Annotated in this window: 20 protein-coding genes and 1 tRNA gene; 10 read left to right on the plus strand and 11 right to left on the minus strand. The window is 62.4% G+C overall.

The annotated features are described in order from the left end of the window. Positions 1 to 30 precede the first annotated feature (30 nt). Both NKI66_RS24010 and NKI66_RS24015 read left to right on the plus strand, forming a co-directional pair. A complete protein-coding gene (locus NKI66_RS24010; RefSeq protein ID WP_023811137.1) occupies positions 31 to 672 on the plus strand; it encodes a DNA-3-methyladenine glycosylase family protein in 642 nt (213 codons plus the stop codon). Between the two features lie 128 nt (positions 673 to 800). Beyond that, positions 801 to 1,358 (plus strand): HNH endonuclease, encoded by a 558-nt coding sequence (locus NKI66_RS24015; protein ID WP_006328497.1) that lies wholly within the window; start codon positions 801 to 803, stop codon positions 1,356 to 1,358. A gap of 162 nt (positions 1,359 to 1,520) precedes the next feature. On the opposite strand, the gene NKI66_RS24020 is transcribed toward NKI66_RS24015, so the two are convergent. Continuing rightward, a complete protein-coding gene (locus NKI66_RS24020; protein WP_023811138.1) occupies positions 1,521 to 2,039 on the minus strand; it encodes a disulfide bond formation protein B in 519 nt (172 codons plus the stop codon). Between the two features lie 34 nt (positions 2,040 to 2,073). Further along, complete coding sequence (locus NKI66_RS24025; protein WP_023811139.1) at positions 2,074 to 2,661, minus strand: YqaA family protein; 588 nt, start codon at positions 2,659 to 2,661, stop codon at positions 2,074 to 2,076. Between the two features lie 276 nt (positions 2,662 to 2,937). Between NKI66_RS24025 and NKI66_RS24030 the strand changes: the two genes are divergently transcribed. After that, a tRNA-Leu gene (locus NKI66_RS24030) sits at positions 2,938 to 3,022 on the plus strand. A gap of 41 nt (positions 3,023 to 3,063) precedes the next feature. Here the strand turns inward: NKI66_RS24030 and NKI66_RS24035 are convergent. The 3 genes from NKI66_RS24035 to NKI66_RS24045 form a co-directional block, all read right to left on the minus strand. After that, on the minus strand, positions 3,064 to 4,338 hold the full coding sequence (locus NKI66_RS24035) for a coiled-coil domain-containing protein (RefSeq protein ID WP_352753228.1): 1,275 nt from the start codon (positions 4,336 to 4,338) through the stop codon (positions 3,064 to 3,066). Between the two features lie 228 nt (positions 4,339 to 4,566). Further along, a complete protein-coding gene (locus NKI66_RS24040) occupies positions 4,567 to 5,847 on the minus strand; it encodes a GNAT family N-acetyltransferase (protein WP_023811141.1) in 1,281 nt (426 codons plus the stop codon). After that, complete coding sequence (locus tag NKI66_RS24045) at positions 5,847 to 7,247, minus strand: lipopolysaccharide biosynthesis protein (protein ID WP_023811142.1); 1,401 nt, start codon at positions 7,245 to 7,247, stop codon at positions 5,847 to 5,849. Before NKI66_RS24045 ends, NKI66_RS24040 begins: the two co-directional genes overlap by 1 nt. 513 nt (positions 7,248 to 7,760) lie before the next feature. On the opposite strand from NKI66_RS24045, the gene NKI66_RS24050 reads away from it, so the two are divergent. Continuing rightward, positions 7,761 to 7,979, plus strand: coding sequence for a histone H1 (locus tag NKI66_RS24050; RefSeq protein ID WP_352441713.1), 219 nt, complete (start codon positions 7,761 to 7,763; stop codon positions 7,977 to 7,979). Here NKI66_RS24050 and NKI66_RS24055 read toward each other — a convergent pair. Genes NKI66_RS24055 through NKI66_RS24065 form a run of 3 tightly spaced genes read right to left on the minus strand, consistent with a single transcriptional unit; the run spans position 7,976 to position 9,889 of the window. Further along, on the minus strand, positions 7,976 to 8,458 hold the full coding sequence (locus tag NKI66_RS24055; protein ID WP_352461349.1) for a hypothetical protein: 483 nt from the start codon (positions 8,456 to 8,458) through the stop codon (positions 7,976 to 7,978). The two genes, NKI66_RS24050 and NKI66_RS24055, sit on opposite strands and share 4 nt — an antisense overlap. Before the next feature lie 10 nt (positions 8,459 to 8,468). Next, complete coding sequence (locus tag NKI66_RS24060; protein ID WP_352441711.1) at positions 8,469 to 9,581, minus strand: HigA family addiction module antitoxin; 1,113 nt, start codon at positions 9,579 to 9,581, stop codon at positions 8,469 to 8,471. Between the two features lie 14 nt (positions 9,582 to 9,595). Continuing rightward, on the minus strand, positions 9,596 to 9,889 hold the full coding sequence (locus NKI66_RS24065; protein WP_352441710.1) for a type II toxin-antitoxin system RelE/ParE family toxin: 294 nt from the start codon (positions 9,887 to 9,889) through the stop codon (positions 9,596 to 9,598). A 109-nt stretch (positions 9,890 to 9,998) separates the two neighbouring features. Here NKI66_RS24065 and NKI66_RS24070 point away from each other — a divergent pair, with 109 nt between their 5' ends. Further along, complete coding sequence (locus tag NKI66_RS24070) at positions 9,999 to 10,892, plus strand: IS1 family transposase (protein ID WP_352753232.1); 894 nt, start codon at positions 9,999 to 10,001, stop codon at positions 10,890 to 10,892. 139 nt (positions 10,893 to 11,031) lie between these two features. Beyond that, the gene (locus tag NKI66_RS24075; RefSeq protein WP_352441708.1) at positions 11,032 to 11,448 is read left to right on the plus strand and encodes a hypothetical protein; all 417 of its coding nucleotides are present in this window, start codon (positions 11,032 to 11,034) and stop codon (positions 11,446 to 11,448) included. Positions 11,449 to 11,462: 14 nt separating this feature from the next. Here the strand turns inward: NKI66_RS24075 and secA are convergent, their stop codons facing one another. After that, complete coding sequence (secA, locus tag NKI66_RS24080; RefSeq protein WP_352753234.1) at positions 11,463 to 14,195, minus strand: preprotein translocase subunit SecA; 2,733 nt, start codon at positions 14,193 to 14,195, stop codon at positions 11,463 to 11,465. Between the two features lie 268 nt (positions 14,196 to 14,463). On the opposite strand from secA, the gene NKI66_RS24085 reads away from it, so the two are divergent. After that, the gene (locus tag NKI66_RS24085) at positions 14,464 to 15,381 is read left to right on the plus strand and encodes a peptidylprolyl isomerase (protein WP_224698851.1); all 918 of its coding nucleotides are present in this window, start codon (positions 14,464 to 14,466) and stop codon (positions 15,379 to 15,381) included. Between the two features lie 66 nt (positions 15,382 to 15,447). Here the strand turns inward: NKI66_RS24085 and NKI66_RS24090 are convergent, their stop codons facing one another. After that, positions 15,448 to 16,047, minus strand: coding sequence for a TetR/AcrR family transcriptional regulator (locus NKI66_RS24090; protein ID WP_352753236.1), 600 nt, complete (start codon positions 16,045 to 16,047; stop codon positions 15,448 to 15,450). 303 nt (positions 16,048 to 16,350) lie between these two features. Further along, a complete protein-coding gene (locus tag NKI66_RS24095; protein ID WP_352753238.1) occupies positions 16,351 to 17,580 on the minus strand; it encodes a caspase family protein in 1,230 nt (409 codons plus the stop codon). A 175-nt stretch (positions 17,581 to 17,755) separates the two neighbouring features. Between NKI66_RS24095 and argJ the strand changes: the two genes are divergently transcribed. The 3 genes from argJ to NKI66_RS24110 are packed head-to-tail and all read left to right on the plus strand — an operon-like array spanning position 17,756 to position 20,194. Then, on the plus strand, positions 17,756 to 18,997 hold the full coding sequence (argJ, locus tag NKI66_RS24100) for a bifunctional glutamate N-acetyltransferase/amino-acid acetyltransferase ArgJ (protein WP_352753240.1): 1,242 nt from the start codon (positions 17,756 to 17,758) through the stop codon (positions 18,995 to 18,997). 29 nt (positions 18,998 to 19,026) lie between these two features. Further along, positions 19,027 to 19,779 (plus strand): GNAT family N-acetyltransferase, encoded by a 753-nt coding sequence (locus tag NKI66_RS24105; protein WP_352753242.1) that lies wholly within the window; start codon positions 19,027 to 19,029, stop codon positions 19,777 to 19,779. Next, positions 19,772 to 20,194, plus strand: coding sequence for a (deoxy)nucleoside triphosphate pyrophosphohydrolase (locus NKI66_RS24110; protein ID WP_292455459.1), 423 nt, complete (start codon positions 19,772 to 19,774; stop codon positions 20,192 to 20,194). Before NKI66_RS24105 ends, NKI66_RS24110 begins: the two co-directional genes overlap by 8 nt. Positions 20,195 to 20,286 lie beyond the last annotated feature (92 nt).

The raw sequence follows: 20,286 nt of genomic DNA on the forward strand, positions 1-20,286 counted from the left end.
ACCCTGTCGACGGTCGAGGAACAAGAAAGCATGCGCCGTATCGTGACATCAGACGACATTGCCCGGGGGCTCGACGCGCTTTGCGTGATCGACCCGCGCCTGGAAAAGGTGCGCGGCATGGCCGGCGAGGTGCCGCTGCGGCTGTCCGAGCCGGGGTTTCGAAGCCTGGCGTCGATCGTCGTCTCGCAGCAAGTGTCCCGCGCCAGTGCCGATGCGATCTTCGGCCGGCTGACCAAACTCGTCGATCCGCTGACGCCGCAAGCGATCCTGGCCGCCGGCGAGGACATGTTTCGCGAGGCCGGCCTGTCGCGGCCCAAGCAGCGCGGCCTGATCGCAATTGCCCAGGCGGTGGCCGACGGCCTCGACCTTCATCACCTCTGTTCGCTCGATGCCCAGGAGGCGATCACGACGATGACGGCGGTGTCCGGCATCGGCCCGTGGACGGCGGAAGTGTATCTCTTATTCGCCGCTGGGCATCCCGACATCTTCCCCGCGCGCGACGTCGCGCTGCAGAGCGCGGTCGGCCACGCGCTCGGCATCGAGCCGCGTCCGCCGGAGAAAACCCTGATCGCATTGGCCGAATCATGGAGCCCGTGGCGAGGTGTCGCATCGCGGCTTTTCTGGTCCTATTATCGTGAAACCAGAGGGCGAGACGCCGCGCCGCCGGCCTGAATCCGCAAAAAATCATAAAAATCACGCATTTTTGGCGCTTAGGCCACGCGACAATCCGCTTCACATCCCTGTCATGTCGGGCTTACAGTATCCGCGCCGTTCGGGTCTAGAACCAAGGAGGTGAACACGTGACGGTTGCCGTATCTCCGGATGGGCTTCCAGCACTGGTGCTGAATGCGGATTACCGTCCGCTCAGCTATTACCCCTTGTCGCTCTGGTCGTGGCAGGATGCCATCAAGGCGGTGTTCCTCGACCGGGTGAACATCGTCGCCGAATACGAGCACGCCGTCTCCTCGCCGACCTTCTCGATGAAGCTGCCGAGCGTGGTCAGCCTGAAGGCCTATGTGAAGCCCTCCAGGCACCCGGCCTTCACCCGCTTCAACGTCTTCCTGCGCGACCGTTTCCAGTGCCAGTATTGCGGCACGCCGGAGGACTTGACCTTCGATCACGTCATTCCCCGCCACCGTGGCGGCGCGACGACATGGGAGAATGTCGTTGCCGCCTGTTCGCCCTGCAACCTCAGGAAGGGCGGCATGATGCCGGCGCATGCCAAGATGTGGCCGCTGCAGAAGCCTTTCCAGCCGACGGTGCACGATCTGCACAACAACGGCCGCCTGTTCCCGCCCAACCATCTGCATGAGAGCTGGATGGATTATCTGTACTGGGATGTCGAACTGGAGCCCTGAGATCGTTCGAGAATTCGGGAGGCTGGCCGTCTGGAGCGATTGTCTGCGCTTCCGATGCTCACGGACCAAATGTCCGCTCCGCTTCGGTTCTCGAGAATCACTCCATACGACTCAGCCAGCCGAATTCTTTGAACGATCTCGCGTCGGCGCCATCGCGCCAAATCAGTCGCGGGTGAGGGCGCCGCGGAAGGCTACGGCGGCGAGGATCAGGCTGGCGATTGCGTTCCAGCCGGCCAGCGACAGGCCGAGGATGCGCAAGGCGGCCTTGTCACAGGACGGCGGCACGAATTTGTCGAGCGCGTCGAGCACGCCCTTGCCGCCGGTGTCGACCGGCCCGGCGCCTGCGGTACAATCGGTCGGGCCGGCCCACCACTGCCATTCGACGCCGGAGTGGTAGACGCCGAGATAGAGGCCGTAGAGCATCAGGATGCCGCCGGCGGCCAGCAGGCCGCGCGTCAGCCAGCTGGGTGCGTGCAGCATCGATGCAATCACCGCCAGCACCATCAGCGGCACGCCGATATAATAGGGCGTGCGCTGTTCGAGGCAGAGGTGGCAGGGGATGTAGCCGCCGAGATACTGGAAGCCGAGCGCCGAGCCGACGGTTGCGGCCATGGCGACGGCGAGGAACAAGGCGGTTAGCGTGCGCTGGCGTCCGGTGTCGGCATTCATGGTCGCTGTCATCTCAATCGGTCCGTCCGGCTCGCAATGGTTCTGTTCAGAACGCGTATTTGACCAGGATATAGAGCAAAATCAGGGCAGCCGCGCCGGCGCCGGCGATGAGGCCGAGGCGCTTTTCGATGAATTCGCGGATCGGTTCGCCATAATGGCGCAGCAGCCAGGCGAGCAGCAGGAAACGGCCACCGCGGGCCACGATCGCCAGCACCACGAACAACAGCAAATTGACGCCGATGACGCCGGACAGGATCGTCACCACCTTGATCGGCGGCAGGTGGGCAGCGCCCGACGTGATCAGCATCAGGACGATGAAGCCGACGCCTGCCCCCGCGCGCAGCGCTTCGAACTCGTCGTACTTGCCGTAGAATTCGAGGATCGGCCTCGCCACCGCGTCATAGGCGTAGTGGCCGATGAACCAGCCGGCGATGCCGCCCAGCACCGAGGCGACGGTGGCGATCAGCGCATAGCGGTAGGCGCGATCCGGCCGCGACAGCGCCATCGGCAGATAGAGCACGTCGGCCGGCACCAGGAACACCGAGCTCTCGACGAAGGCGATGAAGGCCAGCCACCATTCGGCGGATTTGCGGGCCGCCAGCGACAAGGTCCAGTCGTAAAGTCCGCGAAGCATCGGCACTCCTAATGCGTGTCGTTCAATTGCGCAGGCAGGTTGGGGTGTAACGGGATGCACAGAACAAAGACCCAGAGCACGCCATCCGTCCCCGCAGACGTGCCGCGCTTTGATGCGCCGCCTGTCTAGAAAGATTTTCCGCGCTGCACAATGGCAGCCCCGTCACGAAATCGAAAGGCGCAGATTGGTCGCATCTTGAGGGCACCGGAGAATTGGCCAGTTGACGAACAGCCCTCCAACCGTATAGTCCCGCGCCATCCAGGCCGCCCGGCCTGAGCCCCTATGGCGGAATTGGTAGACGCGCTCGACTCAAAATCGAGTTCCGCAAGGAGTGCTGGTTCGATTCCGGCTAGGGGCACCAACCTTCACTCTTCGAGCTTTGGGTGGCAAATCCCAACGCGATCAAGACGCCTTGCGCGTCGCGGTGGGATCGCCGTCATTGGCCGCGCCAAGCTCGCCAGCCGCCAGCAATTCGTCGAATGTCCGTTCGAGATCGGCATTGTCATCCGCTGCCGGTCCGCTGGGCGGATCCTGGCGTCTCAGCGTTTCCAGCCTGTGGTGAAGCTGGCGGTTCTCATCGCGGCAACGGGCATGCGCGAGTTCGTCGGTCATGTCGCGCAAGCGGAGATCGGCGAGTTGAACCTTCACCGCGCCATAGTCTCGGCGCGCCGCGTCGCGCTCCTGGCGCAACGTCGCAATCTCGGTTTCCGAGGTTTGGCGCCGATGCTCGGCCACGTCCTCGGCGCGCTGCCCCACGCTCGGCGTTGCGCGGACCACGCTTTGATCGGCGGCGCTGCGCTGGAGCGAGCGCAACCTCTTTTCAAGTTCGGCGGCCCGTACCTGAGCGGTGGCGGCGCAATCGCCGAGAACGCCGCGCTGATGCTCCACCATGGACAGCCGCACCTGCAGGTCCTGCTGCACCAGCATCTGCGCAGACAGTTTGCCGGTCAGTCTTTCGTTGTGGAGCTGGTAATCCGCGACCTTGGAACGAAGCAGCATGGCGGCCTGTTGCAAGCTGGCGAGCCGCGATGCGACGTCCTCACGCGCCTGCTCGGCGGCTTGCCTGGCGATGATCTCGTCGCGAAGTTGCCCCGACACGCGCGCCAGGTTCCGGCCCAGACGCTCGACCTCGACATTCGCTTCGAGGAACCGCGTTGCGCGCTGGCCGGCATGCCTGTCCGCTTGCGCAATGGTCTGCCGTGCCTTGTTGAGTTGGACCTCCAGGTCGGCGATTGTCTTACTCGCGATCGATAGCTCGCGCGATTTTCGCCCAAGCTCTTTCGAGGTGCGATCCTGCAAGCGCTGCAGCTTCGCCACCTCTTCCTGCAATTCCCATTTGTCGGTATCGGGAGCGTCGGCATCGTGGTCAACCAAAGACCACGCCAAGTCGTCATCGGCACGTGGATCCAGCCTGTCGTTGGACAAGAGCGAGGAGCCGCGCATGGCGCGGGCCTGGCTCGAGCCCGTCCGGGCCGAAGTCGAGCCGAGGGAGGCGGCCAGCGTGTCTGACTGGGCCAATCCGGTCACGGGCTCCTCTTCGAAGAGAGGCAAAGCTTGATGCGTTGCGGCTCGAATGCTTCGAATCAGTTCTTCGAAGTCTTCGTCGGCCCTTCGGACAACGGCGCTGTCCTCCGCACTGATGTGCCGGGCGCCGTTGGCCTCATGATTCAGCGACATTTCTCTCTCATCGCTACCGAATCACTAGATTATCGTGAATTAAGAACAAGAATGCGAGTAGATCTTATCGGCTTTCACCGAAAATTTCTGCGAGAAATCTCGTTTTTTTATAAGCAGAGATCAATATTCGCGTTTTCCTGCTGGCAACCGAAGTAAATTCCCGGTCACCCACCCCTCAAATATTGCAGCGAAGATGTGCCATTCTCTAGAACCGCACCCTGCCTTTTCTCAGCGCCGCCCCAGCAAGCTCTTCATGCGGTTGCGCAGCAGGCGGGCCATGTTGCGGGTTTCGCGGTAGAGGTGCAGTTGCGAGGCGGCCTGGCGGGTGAGGCGGTCGGCGTCCGGCGCCAGGCCGATCACCAGGGTGCCCATCGGCTTGCGCTCGGCCCATAGCCGGCTCATCACCGGATGGTCGGGCACCGCGCAGGAATCGGTCATCATGATGTTGGGATCGTCGAGATGCTGCCTGGTCACCTCGATCATCAGTAGCGTGCCGGGCGAATAGCTGGCCAGCGTCTCGTCATAGGCCGTCTTCCAGGTGTAGGCGATGCCGGCTTCGACGAAGACGATCAGGCAGGCGATGGTGCGGCCGTCGAGCGTCAGCGAATGGATGCGGCACATGTCCTGTTCGGCCAGCCGGTGCACGGCTTCGCGGGCGAAGGCGGCGCGGAAGCGGTCGATCGCCATGGCGGTGCGTTCGCGGCCTTTCCAGCCGGCCGCTTCCAGCGACAGGAAGCCTTCGATGGCATGGCGGATGTCTTCGGGGCCGCGCGCCACGACATGCTCAAGCTTGCCAAGGTCGCCAAGGCGCCGCTTCAGGCGGCGGAACTCGCGATAATGGTGCGAGCGCAGCGAGGCCTTCAGATAATCGTCTCCATCGAGCTCGCTCTCCAGCGCCGGGCGCTGGCTCTGGCCGGTGGTGACCAGCGTCAGGCCGCGCGCCTCGGCCACGGTGGCAAGCAGGCTCGCCACCGGGCCATCGAGCCGGATGTCGGGCAGGACGAACACTTTCGGCAGCTTGAGATGCGGGCGCGACAGCATCGCGAAGAAGTCCTCGACGACGCCGACCGGGTCGTCGCGGTCGACCAGCGGCGTGCCGAGCGGACCGAACGGGCTCGACCATGTGCGCATGACCGGAACGCCGAGCGGCACCACCGGCCGCTCAACCGAGAACGGCACCAGGAGGCGCAGCCGGTTGCGGTATTCGTCGCCGTCGCGAATGACCGCCAGCCGCACCTCGCGATCCTCCAGCCGCGGCATGGCGGGCGCCAGGAAACGCGGGTTGAAGAACACGTTGGACTCGACCGTGCGGGCGCAGAGATAATCCAGCTCCTCGACCAGGTCGAAACCGGCCGATGCCGGGTAGATGGCGAGCTTGCGCTCGGGCCGGTTGTTGGCGAGGATCTCGATATGGGCGGGGTCGGCGTCGCGGGTCAGCCCGGCAAGGCCCGACACCATGGCTCCGGCGGTGCCGCCGCTGGTTTCCTCAAGCAACGGGATGGCAGCCATCACGCGGCTCCTTTCGCAGGCACGAAGATGAGCATGGCGATGCCGAGCTTGCGCCACACCGTGAAGGAGAGCGCGCCGGCTTCGAAGATCATGGCAAAGGCGGTGGCCATTGCCGCGCCCCACAGGCCGAACATCGGGATGAGCACCACATTGAGGGCGATGTTGAAGGCCAGCGTCATGGCATAGACGGCGGCGCAGATGTTCTGGTTGCCGCTCATCGTCAGCAGGCTTTCGCAGGGGCCGACGGCGGCCCGCGCCACGACGCCGAAGACGAGCAGGAACAGCAGCGGATAGCCTGATGTGAATTCAGGGCCGAACAGCACCAGCATCGGCTCGCCGAGCGCCAGCACCAGCAGCGCCATCAAGAGCGATGGCCAGAACGTCCACGACACCGTCTCGCGGGCAAAGGCGGCGAGCCTTTGCGGGTCGCCATGGGTGAACTGGGCGTAGCGCTGGGCAACGCCGGCCTTGACGGCGAAGTAGACGAAATGCACCAGCGCCAGCGTCTTCACGGTGGCGAAATAGATGGCGACGTCGTTGGGGTCCATATAGGCGCCGACCATCAGCACATCGGCATTGGTCAGCAGGAAGAAGAAGCTCTCGACCAGGAAGATCGGCAGCGAGACGATGAACCATTGCGCGAAATGCACCTTCATCGGCCCTGCCGGGATCTGCCTTTCCATGCGCTGGGTGACACCGATGAGTTGTCCCAGCGTGGTGGCGTAGGTGGCGGCGATCGAGGCGAAGATGGCGGTCCTGGCATCGGGTGCGTAGCCCACGAACAGCATCAGCGCCATGAACAGCAGGATAAGCACGGGCCGCACCAGATAGGTCGGCGACAGGGCAAACAACGCCCAGCTGTTGGCGCGTGCCAGGCCCGACAAAAGGTCGGACATGGCGATCATCGGCAGGCAGATGACGCCGAGGATGAACGGGATCACATAGTAGTTCTCGATCCAGGGTGCCGCCAGCCAGACGCCGAGCGCGCCGAGCCCGGCAATCAGCGTGGAGGCGATCAGCACGAACAGACGGCTGGCCAGTACGATGCCGCGCAGCTCATCCATCAAGCCGCGCTCGCGATATTCGGGAATGTAGCGGATGACGGAGGTGTGGAAGCCCAGGCAGGCGAGGTTTCCGACGATGACCATCGTCACCCAGACGAGGACGAAGATGCCATATTCGAACGAGCCCATCCAGCGTGCCATCAGCACCTGGCTGACGAAGGCGATGACGGCGCTGACGATGCGGACCGAGAAGGCGATGACCGACATGCGGCTCGCCTCGCCGCGCTCGTCGGCGGTGAACAGCACGGCATCGATGCGGCCAAGCAACGGCCCCATGCGCAGCGCCCAACGCTGCGGCAAGAACCGCCCGGCAGTCGTGGCCGCGGAAAAGCGCACCCCGATTTCTCTCCGTTTTCCGCTTCTTTTCAGGCTTTGGTGTAGCGGAGACACATTAAGAAACGGTTGGGTGAGGGGGAGCGGGACGGGGCGGACGAAAAGCCAACGGTTTGGCTTTTCGAGCGACGAACGCCCGGAGCCATGGCGAAGGGCCGGCAGGGGATGGTGCGCGGCACGCGCATTCGTCATGGCGGTGCGGAGCGATCCGCGCAGCGGACGAAAGCCAACTATTTGGCTTTTCGAGCGACGAACGGTGGAGCGCCGCGGTAGTGGGTCAGTTTAAAATTCCACCTTTGAATGGCCGGGCTTGAATGCGATATTGAGAACATGGCTATTTCAAGCACGGGCACCCATGAAATTCGCTGCGAAAAATGCGGGGCGCGCTACCTAGCGACCTATCAGGACGGGCCGCAACGGGAACGAGGAACGTTCGATTGCCTGAAATGCGGCGACACATTTTGGCGTTGGAACAGCTCCAGAGACTATCTGGACATGAAGTTGATCGATTAGGCGATGACCGACAAGCACCCTAAGCGCCCGCGCGATGCCAACCAATTGGCGAAGTCGATTGTCGATCTAGCGACCGGCGAAACGGAAGACAAGAAGCCGCTCGCCAGCGCCCGCAAGGGTGGCCTTATCGGTAGCAAGGCCCGCCTCAAAGCACTCACGCCGGAACAGCGCTCTGAGATCGCCAGAACGGCAGCGGCGGCGCGCTGGAAGAAATCTAGCTAAGCCGCCTTCTCTTCGTCGATACCGGCAGCGATCATCATCTCTTCAACGTCGTCGTTGAAATCCAAGACAAGCTGGATTCGCTCTTCGTCGGGATGAGCGTCGCTGTAGTGATCGGCATCCATGCGAAGCTGCCAACAGTCGCCGACGATTTGCTTTCTGCGCTGGCCTACAGCCTTTTCGACATGACTTCTCGGGGCAGTATCGATGTCACCCCACAGCGACGTTTGGCGACCGTCTGTGGTCGCCCGCACAGCCAGGTTCGCGCGGTATCGCCTTCCGGCGCTGTCTGTTCGGTATTCTTCCCTGAGCGCCTCAGCCATCTCGTTGGCGAAGCGGGTCTGAATATCCGCAGGTCGCGGGTGCCAAAGCCCCTGTTTCATCGCCCAAGATCCAACCTCCCGCAAATCGGCAGGATCGGGCGACACCTCAGCCGCGTACTGTGCAAAGATCGCCTGCATTTGTTGGTGATAGTTGGCCATCATGGCCCTCCTACAATTCGACAGGGACTACATCGCCCCAGCCATCAGCCAAAGTTGCAATGCTTAGATGCTCTCTTATTCTAGCCTGATGCTTTCGAAGGAAGTCGTATCGGCCCATCCTTCTCTGCAGTTGGCCAACGATAATTCCGATATGAACACCCATCCGTGTCGCAAACGCGGCTACATCGCGCTCCGAGAAAAATGGGTTCTTCCGGGCATAGAAGGAATTCATTTTGTCCTGAGGCACACAGAATTCCGCAGCGTCGGAGTTCGCTAGCTTCTCCTCCGCATCGATGCCGTCTTGCTTTTCAAGTTCAACATCGATGATCTCTTGGGACATGCCGTGACCGTGAAGGACATGGGCGCATTCATGCGCTAGCACAAACCAGAAATTATCAACCCGGTCGAACCTAAGAGACATTCCAATTACGGGACTGTCTTTGTCGAGCCAAAAACAAACACCATCGATCTTGCTACCCGGCAGACCTTCCGAGACGACAAACCGAACTCCGGCTTCTAACAAGACGCTCGGCACTTGGCGGGCATCCTCGACATTGGCGAGCCACCTCTTCATGACAGTCAATGCTTTCCGAAGTTTGTCCTGAGAATACTTCGGAGCAACCATTTCTCTGGCGATATGACGGACGCGAAATAGCCAAGCAAGTTGTGCGGGCGGCACTTCATCATAGTGGCTCTTCTTGGCTGCGTACTCCAAATGCGGCACATCATCGATGGATGCCACACTGAAAAACCGAGCGAGCTGCAGCTCCATCATGTCTGCCGATGCATCGGCAATCCAGCCACGCTTAATCATCTCTCTCAGCGGATATTTCGATTGAACTCGACCTCGCCGGGCAATGGCTGGATCGGGATCATGCGCGCGGGACAACTCGTAGGATTTTTGCAGGTTGGCAAAGAGATCAGCGGAAGTGCCGAAGGCGTCGCCGAGCGCTTTCGCCATGTCTGCGCTGATGCCTCGCTTTCCAGAAATGATCTGGTTCACGCCCTGCGGATGAATTCCGAGAATGTAGGCCAAATCGGTCTGCGACCAGCCGCGCTCGTCAAGTTCCTCCTGAATGAACACGCCCGGAGGTACAGCGAAATTGTTGAACTTAGCGTCCACGTCCTGTTCCCTCCTCAATGAGGGTCACCGATGAAGGTGACCTCGATTTCGTTTGGCTGGCAGCTGCTATCCAGCGTGAAATGCATTCGGTACTGGTCATTGAGACGTATCGCACACTCGTTTGTATCGCCCTTCAGCCGCTTGAAATGCAGGCTGGCCCATTGCCGCAAATCCCTTTCGTCTTTCGTTGCCCGAATAAACAGAAGCTTGTTCCTGAGCGACGCAATGACCGCCGTCGGCAAGCCGGTTGAGTTGGCCTGGTCCGTCTCCACAAGAGCGTCGATCTTTCGGGCGAATCTGACTTTCATGGAACGGGATATCCGCTGTTACCTCAAATAAGTCAACATACGTTTAACCGCAAGCGTTAAACTGACCTGAATGCTTGACTGCGACGCATTGACTCGATATGGCGTGGGCATGAACAAGCTCGATACCAACACCCGTTCCCAAATCCTGCACATGCTTTGTGAGGGCCAGTCGATTCGAGCGATCACCCGCCCCAAGGGCATGAGTAAGAACACGATCGCCAAGCTCCTTTCGGACGCCGGCGCCGTATGTGCCGAGTATCACGACCAGGCCGTTCGCAACCTGACCAGCAAGCGCATACAAGTCGATGAAATCTGGTCGTTCACCTACGCCAAGCAGAAGAACGTCGCGGCGGCCAAAGCTGCCCCAGAGGGCGCTGGCGACATATGGACATGGACAGCCATCGACGCCGACACCAAGCTTGTCATGTCGTGGCTGGTCGGCGGTCGCGATAGCGAATACGCAATGGGCTTCATGAACGATCTTTCGCGCCGCCTTGCCAATCGCGTCCAGCTGACCAGCGACGGCCATAGCGCTTATCTGGAGGTCGTTGAAGGCGCGTTCGGCGGCGACATCGACTACGCGATGCTGATCAAGCTGTACGGGGCTTCGCCGGACAGCGCGAAGGGTCGCTGTAGCCCCGCCGAATGCACTGGCATCAAGAAAAACCGCATCGAGGGCTCGCCCGATCTGGCACATCTCAGCATATCGTTTGCCGAACGCCAGAACCTCACGATGCGGATGCACATGCGCCGCTTCACGCGCCTGACCAACGGCTTCTCAAAGAAGGTCGAAGCGCACGCGAACGCGGTTGCCCTGCACTTCATGTACTACAATTTTGTGCGCATTCATGCTTCTCTGCGCGTGACCCCGGCGATGGCCGCTGGCGTGACCGATAAACTTTGGGAAATCGCGGACATCGTTACGCTTCTCGAGGCGAAGGAAGCTGAGAAGCCGACCGTTCGCGGCCCCTACAAGAAGCGTGAGAATGCTCATGTCGACTGATGACTGTAGCGTAATTGGCAGAACCCCATGTCCGTGCGGGAAGGGGGAAATTGTTGTAGAGCATTGCACGCCTGACCATCCTTGGGCGAGGGACAGTCAAGGTTGGTATAACAACACCTTAAGCTGCGCAGAATGCGAATTGCGATATGAAATTTTTCAGAAGGAGCAAAGTGCGAAAGGCAGGCTTGTTTTGCGAGAGGAAGCTGAGCGTGTGCGCGATGCAGAAAAGAAGTGGCATCAGACCTTGAGGAACATCGAAGCTTCGCAGGCCTTTAACCGGCTATCCACGCAGCTCGACAGAGCCTTGAGTGAGCAGCGATCTGCTGCGGCCGCACACCGTCTGCTTGTCCAAGCAGAGCTGACTTATGATTCAATCGGACAATACCGTCGAAATGGCTACAAGTTGTCCGCCCTCAACGCGGGCGAGGCTTTAAGGCTATTCCGCAACCATGCCCCCGACCTTGAGGCGATGATTTCTGACGAAAGCAGCTACCGCAAGGCAATGCGGGAAACACCTGCGGCTATTAAGACCGGAAATCCCGGCCTCATCCTTTAATTCAAACGCTGCGCTTACGCGAACGCGCCATGGCAATGCTTGTACTTCTTCCCCGAGCCGCAGGGGCAGGCTTCGTTGCGGCCGACTTTGCCCCAGGTGGCGGGGTTGTTGGGGTCGCGGTCTTCGGGGGCGACGATGGCGGTTGTCTCCGGGCGGACCAGGAGGGCGGTCTCGCCGCCTTCGAAGTCGTTTTCGCCGGTTGTGCCGTCAATATGGGTGCCGAACATGTCGGGGGCTTCCGGGGGCGGCGCTTCGGCGGCCTGGCGGACCAGTTCGACGCGCATCAGCTGCGCGGTGACGGCCTGGCGCAGATTGCCCAGCATGGCCTGGAACAGCTCGAACGCCTCGCCCTTGTATTCCTGCAGCGGATCGCGCTGGGCGTAGCCGCGGAAGCCGACGACCGAACGCAGATGGTCGAGATTGACGATGTGCTCGCGCCACAGATGGTCGAGCGTCTGCAACACAACCGAACGCTCGACATAGTTCATCACCTCGGGGCCAAAACGCTCGGCGCGCTCCTTGGCGGCGGCTTCGGCGGCCTGCGCGATGCGCTCGCGGATGTCGTCCTCGGCGATGCCCTCTTCCTTGGCCCAGTCTTCGACCGGCAGGTCGAGGTTCAGGAACTCGGCGATCTCGGCCTTCAGCCCGGCAACGTTCCACTGCTCGGCATAGGCATTTTCGGGAATGGCCTTGGCGACGATCTCGTCGATGACGCCTTCGCGCATCTCGGCGATCGTTTCGGAGAGGCCCTCGCCGTCCATCAGTTCGATGCGCTGCTCGAACACCACCTTGCGCTGGTCGTTGGAGACGTCGTCATATTTCAAAAGGTTCTTGCGGATGTCGAAGTTGCGCGCCTCGACCTTCTTCTGCGCCTTTTCCAGCGCCTTGTTGATCCACGGATGGATGATCGCCTCGTCTTCCTTGAGGCCGAGCTTCTGCAGCATGCCGTCCATGCGCTCGGAGCCGAAGATGCGCATCAGATCGTCCTGCAGCGACAGGAAGAATTTCGAGCGGCCGGGGTCGCCCTGACGGCCGGAACGGCCGCGCAACTGGTTGTCGATGCGGCGCGATTCGTGGCGTTCGGTGGCCAGTACGTAGAGGCCGCCGGCGGCCAGCGCCTTTTCCTTCAGCCGCTCGATGTCGGCAATGATTTCCTTTTCCCGCGCTTCGCGCTCGGGTCCGGCCGGCATGTCGCCGAGTTCGTCTTCAATGCGCATCTCGGCATTGCCGCCGAGCTTGATGTCGGTGCCGCGGCCGGCCATGTTCGTGGCGATGGTGATAGCGCCTGGCTTGCCGGCCTGGGCGACGATCGCCGCCTCGCGCTCGTGATGACGGGCGTTCAGCACTTCGAAATCGGTAAAACCTTCCTTGCGCAGGCGCTCGGCCAGCTGCTCGGACTTTTCGATGGAAGTGGTGCCGACCAGCGTCGGCTGGCCCTTGGCGCTGGCTTCGCGGATCTCCCTGACGATCGCCTTGTATTTCTCCTCGACAGTCCGGTAGACCTCGTCGTCCTCGTCGATGCGCACGACGGGCAGATTGGTCGGGATTTCGGTGACTTCCAGGCCGTAGATGTTGCCGAATTCCTCAGCCTCGGTCAGCGCCGTGCCGGTCATGCCGGAGAGCTTCTTGTAGAGGCGGAAATAGTTCTGGAAGGTGACGGAGGCCAGCGTCTGGTTCTCCGGCTGGATCGCCACATGCTCCTTGGCTTCGAGCGCCTGGTGCAGGCCTTCCGAATAGCGGCGGCCCGGCATCATGCGGCCGGTGAACTCGTCGATGATGACGATCTCGCCGTTGCGCACGATATAGTCCTTGTCCTTCTGGAACAGCCGGTGCGCCTTCAGCGCGTTGTTGACGTGGTGGACGATGGCGACGTTCTCGACGTCGTAGAGCGACTCGCCCTTGAGCAGGTCGGCGTCGCGCAAAAGGTTCTCGAGCTTCTCGGTGCCTTCCTCGGTGAAGATCGAGGTCTTCTGCTTCTCGTCGATCTCATAATCCTGCGGCTGCAGCTGGATGATGAAGGTGTCGATGGTGTTGTACATTTCCGAACGGTCCTCGAGCGGACCGGAAATGATCAGCGGCGTGCGCGCCTCGTCGACCAGGATGGAATCGACTTCGTCGACGATCGCGTAATTGTGACCGCGCTGCACCATCTGGGCGCGCTCGTATTTCATGTTGTCGCGCAGATAGTCGAAGCCGAGCTCGTTGTTGGTGGCATAGGTGACATCGGCGGCGTAGGCGGCGCTGCGCTCCTCGTCCGACAGGCCATGGACGATGACGCCGACCGAGAGGCCGAGGAATTTGTAGACGCGGCCCATCCATTCGGAGTCGCGGGTGGCCAGGTAATCGTTGACGGTGACGACGTGGACGCCCTTGCCGGCGAGCGCATTGAGGTAGACAGGCAGCGTCGCGACCAGGGTCTTGCCCTCGCCGGTGCGCATCTCGGCAATACCGCCATTGTGAAGCACCATGCCGCCGATCAGCTGGACATCGAAGGGGCGCATGCCGAGCACGCGGCGCGCTGCCTCGCGGGCGGTGGCGAAGGCCGGGATCAACAGGTCGTCGAGCGTGGCGCCGTTGGCGATGTCCTGGCGGAATTTCGCGGTGCGGCCGACCAACTCCTCGTCGGAAAGCGCCCGCATCTCGTTTTCCATGGCGTTGATTGCCTCGACACGCGGCCGGGTCGATTTGACCCGACGGTCGTTGGAGGAACCGAAAACCTTACGGGCGAGACCGCCGAGACTGACCATCCAATGGTCCTTTCGATAGAATTCTCAATCTTGAGATGAGCGCCGGCCGGCCCCATCAATTCCACGTGAACACTGGCAAACACATTAGTGAGCACTGGCAAACACAAAAAGCGCCCGGAAAACGGTTCTGGACGCAAAGTCGTTGGACAGATAAGAGGGGGCTCAACTGATGTCAACGCCGCGCTGGCCCTGCTGGCTGCGCCAAATTCCGCCACAATCTGGCCGATCTGGAAGCCACCCCTCTTTCAATCCCCACCGGAGTCACCCTATGTCCCTGTTGTTCCGCCGCGCGTCGCTCGCCAGCCTTGGCTTGGCCGTCGGCCTGTCGGCCCTTTCGCTCTCGCCGCTGATGGCGCAGCAAACCGCTCCCGCTCCGGCGGATGCAGCAGCGCCAGCCGCGGCACCGGTCGATCCGAATAAGGTTATCGCCACGGTCAACGGCCAGCCCCTGACCGAAGCCGATCTGGTGCTTGCCGAAGGGGAATTGTCGCAGCAGTTCGCGCAATTGCCGCCCGAGCAGCGCCGTGCCGCCGCCCTTTCGGCTGCCATCGAGATCCGCGTCATGGCCGCCCAGGCGGTCACCACAGGGCTCGACAAGGATCCCGACTTCCAGCGCCGCATGGCTTTCCTGCAGCAGCGCGCGCTGCATGGCGAGATGGTCGAGAAGGGCGTCGTCGACAAGGTCACCGACGCCGAGGTCCGCGCCCGTTACGACCAGGAAATCGCCAACACGCCGCCCACCAATGAGCTGCATGCCCGTCACATCCTCGTGAAGACCAAGGAAGAGGCCGAGGCCATCATCAAGCAGCTCGATGGCGGCGCCGACTTCCAGAAGCTCGCCAACGAGCACACCAGCGATCCCTCGGGCAAGACCAGCGGCGGCGATCTCGGCTGGTTCGGACCTGGCCAGATGGTGCCGGAGTTCGACAAGGCGGCCTCCGCGCTCGAGGTCGGCAAATACACCGAGCAGCCGGTGCAAACGCAGTTCGGCTGGCATGTCATCAAGCTCGAGGACAAGCGCACCAAGCAGCCGCCGGCCTTCGACGACGTCAAGGACCAGGCCAAGCAGGCGGTCATCCGCGACAAATATTTCGCACTGGTCAAGTCGCTGCGCGCCGGCGCCAAGATCGAGATCCCCGACGCGAACCTGAAGAAGACGGTCGATACGCTGGAAAGCGCCAAGTAAGACCGATAGCTCCTTGAAAAAGGGCGCGGCAGCCAGGGGTTGCCGCGCCCTTTCTCATTGCCATCTTTACGGGGCGGGCGCCGCTATGCCTCGCATCACGTAGTTGACCGCCTTGCCGATGGTCGCTTCGTCCTCGTCGAGCCGGTTGGTCAACAGATGTCTCCAGGCGAAGGAGGCGATCAGGTCGGCGACAACAGCTGAATCGACGCTGGCCGGGATTTCGCCCCTTGCCTTGGCGCGTTCGATGATCTGGCCGGTATGGGATCGTCGGCCCAGTGAGTAGTCGGCAAGGGCCGCGGCAGCGGCCTCGTCCGACTGTGCCTCGGCGATCAGCGACCGGAACACGCTTCCCGACGATGTCTCGCGCCAGTGGGCGAACAGGTTTTTGAGGAAGCCGACGAGATCCTCCTCCAGCCGCCCGGTATCGGGAACCTCGACGCGCTTCTGGCGCTGATAGACCTCGAGCAGCAATGCCGCCTTGCTCGGCCACCAGCGATAGATGGTGGGTTTGCCGGCGCGGGCTCGCCGCGCCACCGCCTCGATCGAGAAACCGGCATAACCGGCTTCGACCAGCACGGCCTCGGCGGCTTCGAGAATGGCATCGGCGCTGTCGGGGTTGCGCCGCGCACCGATCGATCTGCGCGCCGGATCGGCGTCCTCGGCCATCTCTGTCTCCTCGCCAACACTATCGCCGGCAATATAGGCGACCCGACGCTCAAACGAAACGGCGCGTTTTCAAGCTTCAGGAACGGATGGTAGCGGCAGGGGTTAAGTTTATTCTCTGGAAGTCTACCGGCGTGTCGGTTGGCGAAGCTCCAAAGGCAAAAACCCGCCGGGCGGCGGGTCACTGGCGCAAATCAGCACCATGGGCAAAAATGTAGCATAGCTGCCCTCACAGAGTCAAGAAAAAATTCCTATCGCTATGAGACGCTGCCGGCTTAAATTGCCCGGCTGGCCGTGGGATCACGCCTACTGCATCGCCTGCGATGTCTCGGATTCGATACGCCAGCCGCCGCCGGCCTTGACCAGCCCAAGCGTGACGCGCGCCTTGCCGGTCAGGCGTGCCGCCGACGTGTCCTTTGGAAGATAGTCGTAGCGCATCGCAAAGACTGCCTCGGCGCGATCTTCGCCCTGCGGAGCGACTTCCAGGCTGCCGGCCTCCATGCTTAGCGACCAGGAGGCCCACTGCGCGAACCAGTCGGCCTTGACCTTGACGATGGCGTCGGCGTCGTAGCGGGTTCCGAAGATGATGGCGGATGGGCCGTAGAGCCGTTTGACGGTCTCGCTCATCGCCCTGGTGTCCGGCGTCAGATAGTCCTGGCGCAGGAATTTCTCGATCGATCCCTTGTCTTCGCCGACAGAGCGTTCAAGTGCGGCGACTTCCGTCGAAGGGGCCGGCGCCGCGGCCGGCCTTTGTGGCTCTGCAGGTTGTCCGTCCGAGACGAATTCGAAGCGTTCGAGCAGCGATCCCTGCTCCCAGGGGCGCTGGGTTTCGCGGGTTTGCGAAACCACGTCACGGCGCACCGCGATCATCATGTCGTTGATGCTCTGGCCGGGCTCGGCGATGTGGCGCAGCAGGGCGGCGGCGAAGGGCGAGTTGCGTCCGCTGCCGTCCATGGCGACAGCGCCAGGTGCCGTCGAGAAGGCGATGAACGAGCCGCGCGTCGAATCGAACTGGGCCAGCCCGGCCAGCGCCTTCGCCGAGCGCGTGGTGGCGGTGCGGCTGAGACTGCGGGCAAATGGATTGTTGCGGCAGGCATCGAGAAACACCAGGCTGACCTTGGTCTGCTGTTCCATGATGTCGAGGACTTCGTCGATCGGCACGGCCTCGAGCTGCAGCTTGACCGGTACGTCCAGCCTGGCGTCGACCGGCACGATGTAGTTGCGCCCGTCGACCTGCAGGCCGTGGCCGGCATAGTAGAAAAGCCCGACGCCGGCGCCTTCGAGCGCATCGGAGAACTCACCGATGCTGCGCTCGAGTTCGCGCTTGCCGAGATCATTGCCTTCGATGACATCGAAGCCGATGGAGCGCAGCTTGTCGGCGATGTCGAGGGCGTCGTTCACAGGATTGGCCAGCGTGCCGGCTTCAGCGTAAGTGCCGTTGCCGATGACAAGCGCTACCCGCCGTTGCGGCTGCGCATCCGCGCTCAGCAGCAAAAGTCCCAGAAATGCCCATGCAAGGATCGCAAGCCTGCCCATGGGGCAGATCATAACGCCATCGGCCCCGGCGACGCCATCGGATTTGAAATGCAGGCCTAACCTAACCACGAGCGGGTTCGAGCTCCCGGGCAAGAGCGACGAAAACGCCCTTGCGCCCGCGCGGTCTATCGGGCAAACCGGCCTTCCCCTGCGATTTTTCCCGCCCGAGGCCTCCATGTCCACGACGATTTCGCCGCTCGCGCCGAAGAAATACCCCAAAATGCCGGAAATCGAAGGGGTGCGCATCGCCACCGCCGAGGCAGGGATAAAGTACAAGGGCCGCACCGATCTTTTGACCATGGTCTTCGATGAAGGCACCGCGATCGCCGGCGTGTTCACGAAATCGAAATGCCCTTCGGCGCCGGTCGACTTCTGCCGGCAGAATCTCGGCGCAGGCAAGGCCCGGGTGCTGGTCGTCAATTCCGGCAACGCCAACGCCTTCACCGGCAAGAGAGGCCGCGAGTCGACCGCGCTGACCGGCGAGGCGGCCGCGAAGGCGGCCGGCTGCACGGCAGCGGAGGTTTTCCTGGCCTCGACCGGCGTCATCGGCGAGCCGCTCGATACCAGCAAATTCAGCCATCTGCTCGCGGGACTGGTCAGCAACGGCAAGCCCGGGCTGTGGACCGAAGCGGCAAAGGCGATCATGACCACGGATACCTATCCGAAACTGGCGACCGCGACCGTCAAGCTCGGCGACACCGATGTCACCATCAACGGCATTTCCAAGGGCGCCGGCATGATCGCGCCCGACATGGCGACGATGCTCTCCTTCATCGCCACCGACGCGCCGATCGCCGCCCCTGTCCTGCAGGATCTGTTGTCGCGCGGCACGGCCAAGACTTTCAACGCGGTCACCGTCGACAGCGACACCTCGACCAGCGACACGCTGCTGATCTTCGCCACCGGCAAGGCCGCCAAGCGCGGTGCGCCGGAGATAACCGATCCCAGGGATGCGCGCCTTGGCGCGTTCCGCCGGGCGCTCGGCAAGGTGCTGAAATCGCTGGCGCTGCAAGTGGTGCGCGACGGCGAGGGCGCCCGCAAGCAGGTCGAAGTCACCGTCACCGGCGCCAAATCGGCGCGCTCGGCCAAGCGCATTGCGCTGTCGATCGCCAATTCGCCGCTGGTCAAGACGGCGGTCGCCGGCGAGGACGCCAATTGGGGCCGCGTCGTCATGGCCGTCGGCAAGGCCGGCGAACCCGCCGATCGCGACCGGCTGTCGATCTGGTTCGGCGACAACAGGCTGGCGCATGAAGGCGAGCGCGACCCCGGCTACTCCGAGGCCGCGACGTCGGCCTACATGAAGCGCGACGACATCCGCATCCGTGCCGATATCGGCATCGGTCGCGGCAAGGCGACGGTGTGGACCTGCGATCTCACCAAGGAATATGTCGCCATCAATGGCGATTATCGGAGCTGACGGTTTTGAGCTCCAGGCATCCGGCAAGCATGCTCGCGATCGTACGCCGCTACGAGGCGGCCGGCTTTCGCGCCTGGCCGGCAGCCGCCGTCCACTATGACGGCACCTGGGTGGTGCGGCTGACCGCCGGCCATCCTGCCAAGCGGCTGAACTCGGTCAATCCGCTCGATCCCGGCGATATCATGCACATGGCCGACCGTATCGGCCGGGCCAGCCGCCGTTTCGATGCCTATGGAAGGCCGCTGACGTTCCGCATGTCGCCGCTGTCGGGTCCAGATCTCGCCAGCCATCTCGACCGCGAGGGCTGGAGCCGGTTCGACGAGTCGCTGGTCATGCGGCTGCCGCTGGCCGGCGCGCAGCTCGACGCCGCCATGGACCAGATTCCGCTCAAGGACATCAGCCGCTTCATCGGCGCGTTGCTCAAGGTCAGCGGTTCGGATGTTTCGCTGCGGCCCGGCCTGTCGGAGATCATCGGCGCCATCCAGCCCGAAGCCGGGCTGTTCGCGCTCGAAGATGGAGCCGAGGCGCTGGCGACGCTTATCTGCGTCCATGACGGCGATCTCGCCGGCCTGTTCGAGGTCGCCACCGACAGATTGGCGCGCAACAGGGGCCATGGCCGCAACCTGATCCTGTCGGCGCTCAAATGGGCGCGGCTGCGGGGCGCGCGGGAAGCCTGGCTGCAGGTCGAGGCCAACAATGTGCCGGCGCTGGCGCTCTACCATTCGCTCGGCTTCGAGGAAGTCTATCGCTACCACTACCGCCGGCCGCCGGGTCATGAATGATGTCGTGACCGCCGGCAAGCGCCTGCTCCTGGTCGCCGCCTGCGCGCTTGTCGATGCCGACGGCCGGGTGCTTCTGGCGCAGCGGCCTCAGGGCAAGCAACTTGCCGGGTTGTGGGAATTTCCCGGCGGCAAGGTCGAGCCCGGCGAGACGCCCGAACAATGCATCATTCGCGAACTGCATGAGGAAATCGGCATCGAAACCGACATTCCGTGCCTGGCGCCGCTCACCTTCGCCAGTCATTCCTACGACGATTTCCACCTGCTGATGCCGCTGTTCATCTGCCGCCGCTTTCGCGGCATAGCCCATCCCAGGGAAGGGCAGGCGCTGAAATGGGTGCGGCCGAAGCAGATGCGCGACTATCCGATGCCGCCGGCCGACGCGCCGCTGATCCCGTTCCTCATCGATCTTCTCTGAGGCTCGCGTCCGGTCGGTTCCTGGCCGAGGCGTGTATCAGCCAGCGTTAATGGAAGATTTATATCGTCGTGAAAAATTGAAGCATGGCCGTT

It is taken from the genome of Mesorhizobium sp. M0518 (assembly GCF_040321125.1).
GTDB lineage: Bacteria > Pseudomonadota > Alphaproteobacteria > Rhizobiales > Rhizobiaceae > Mesorhizobium.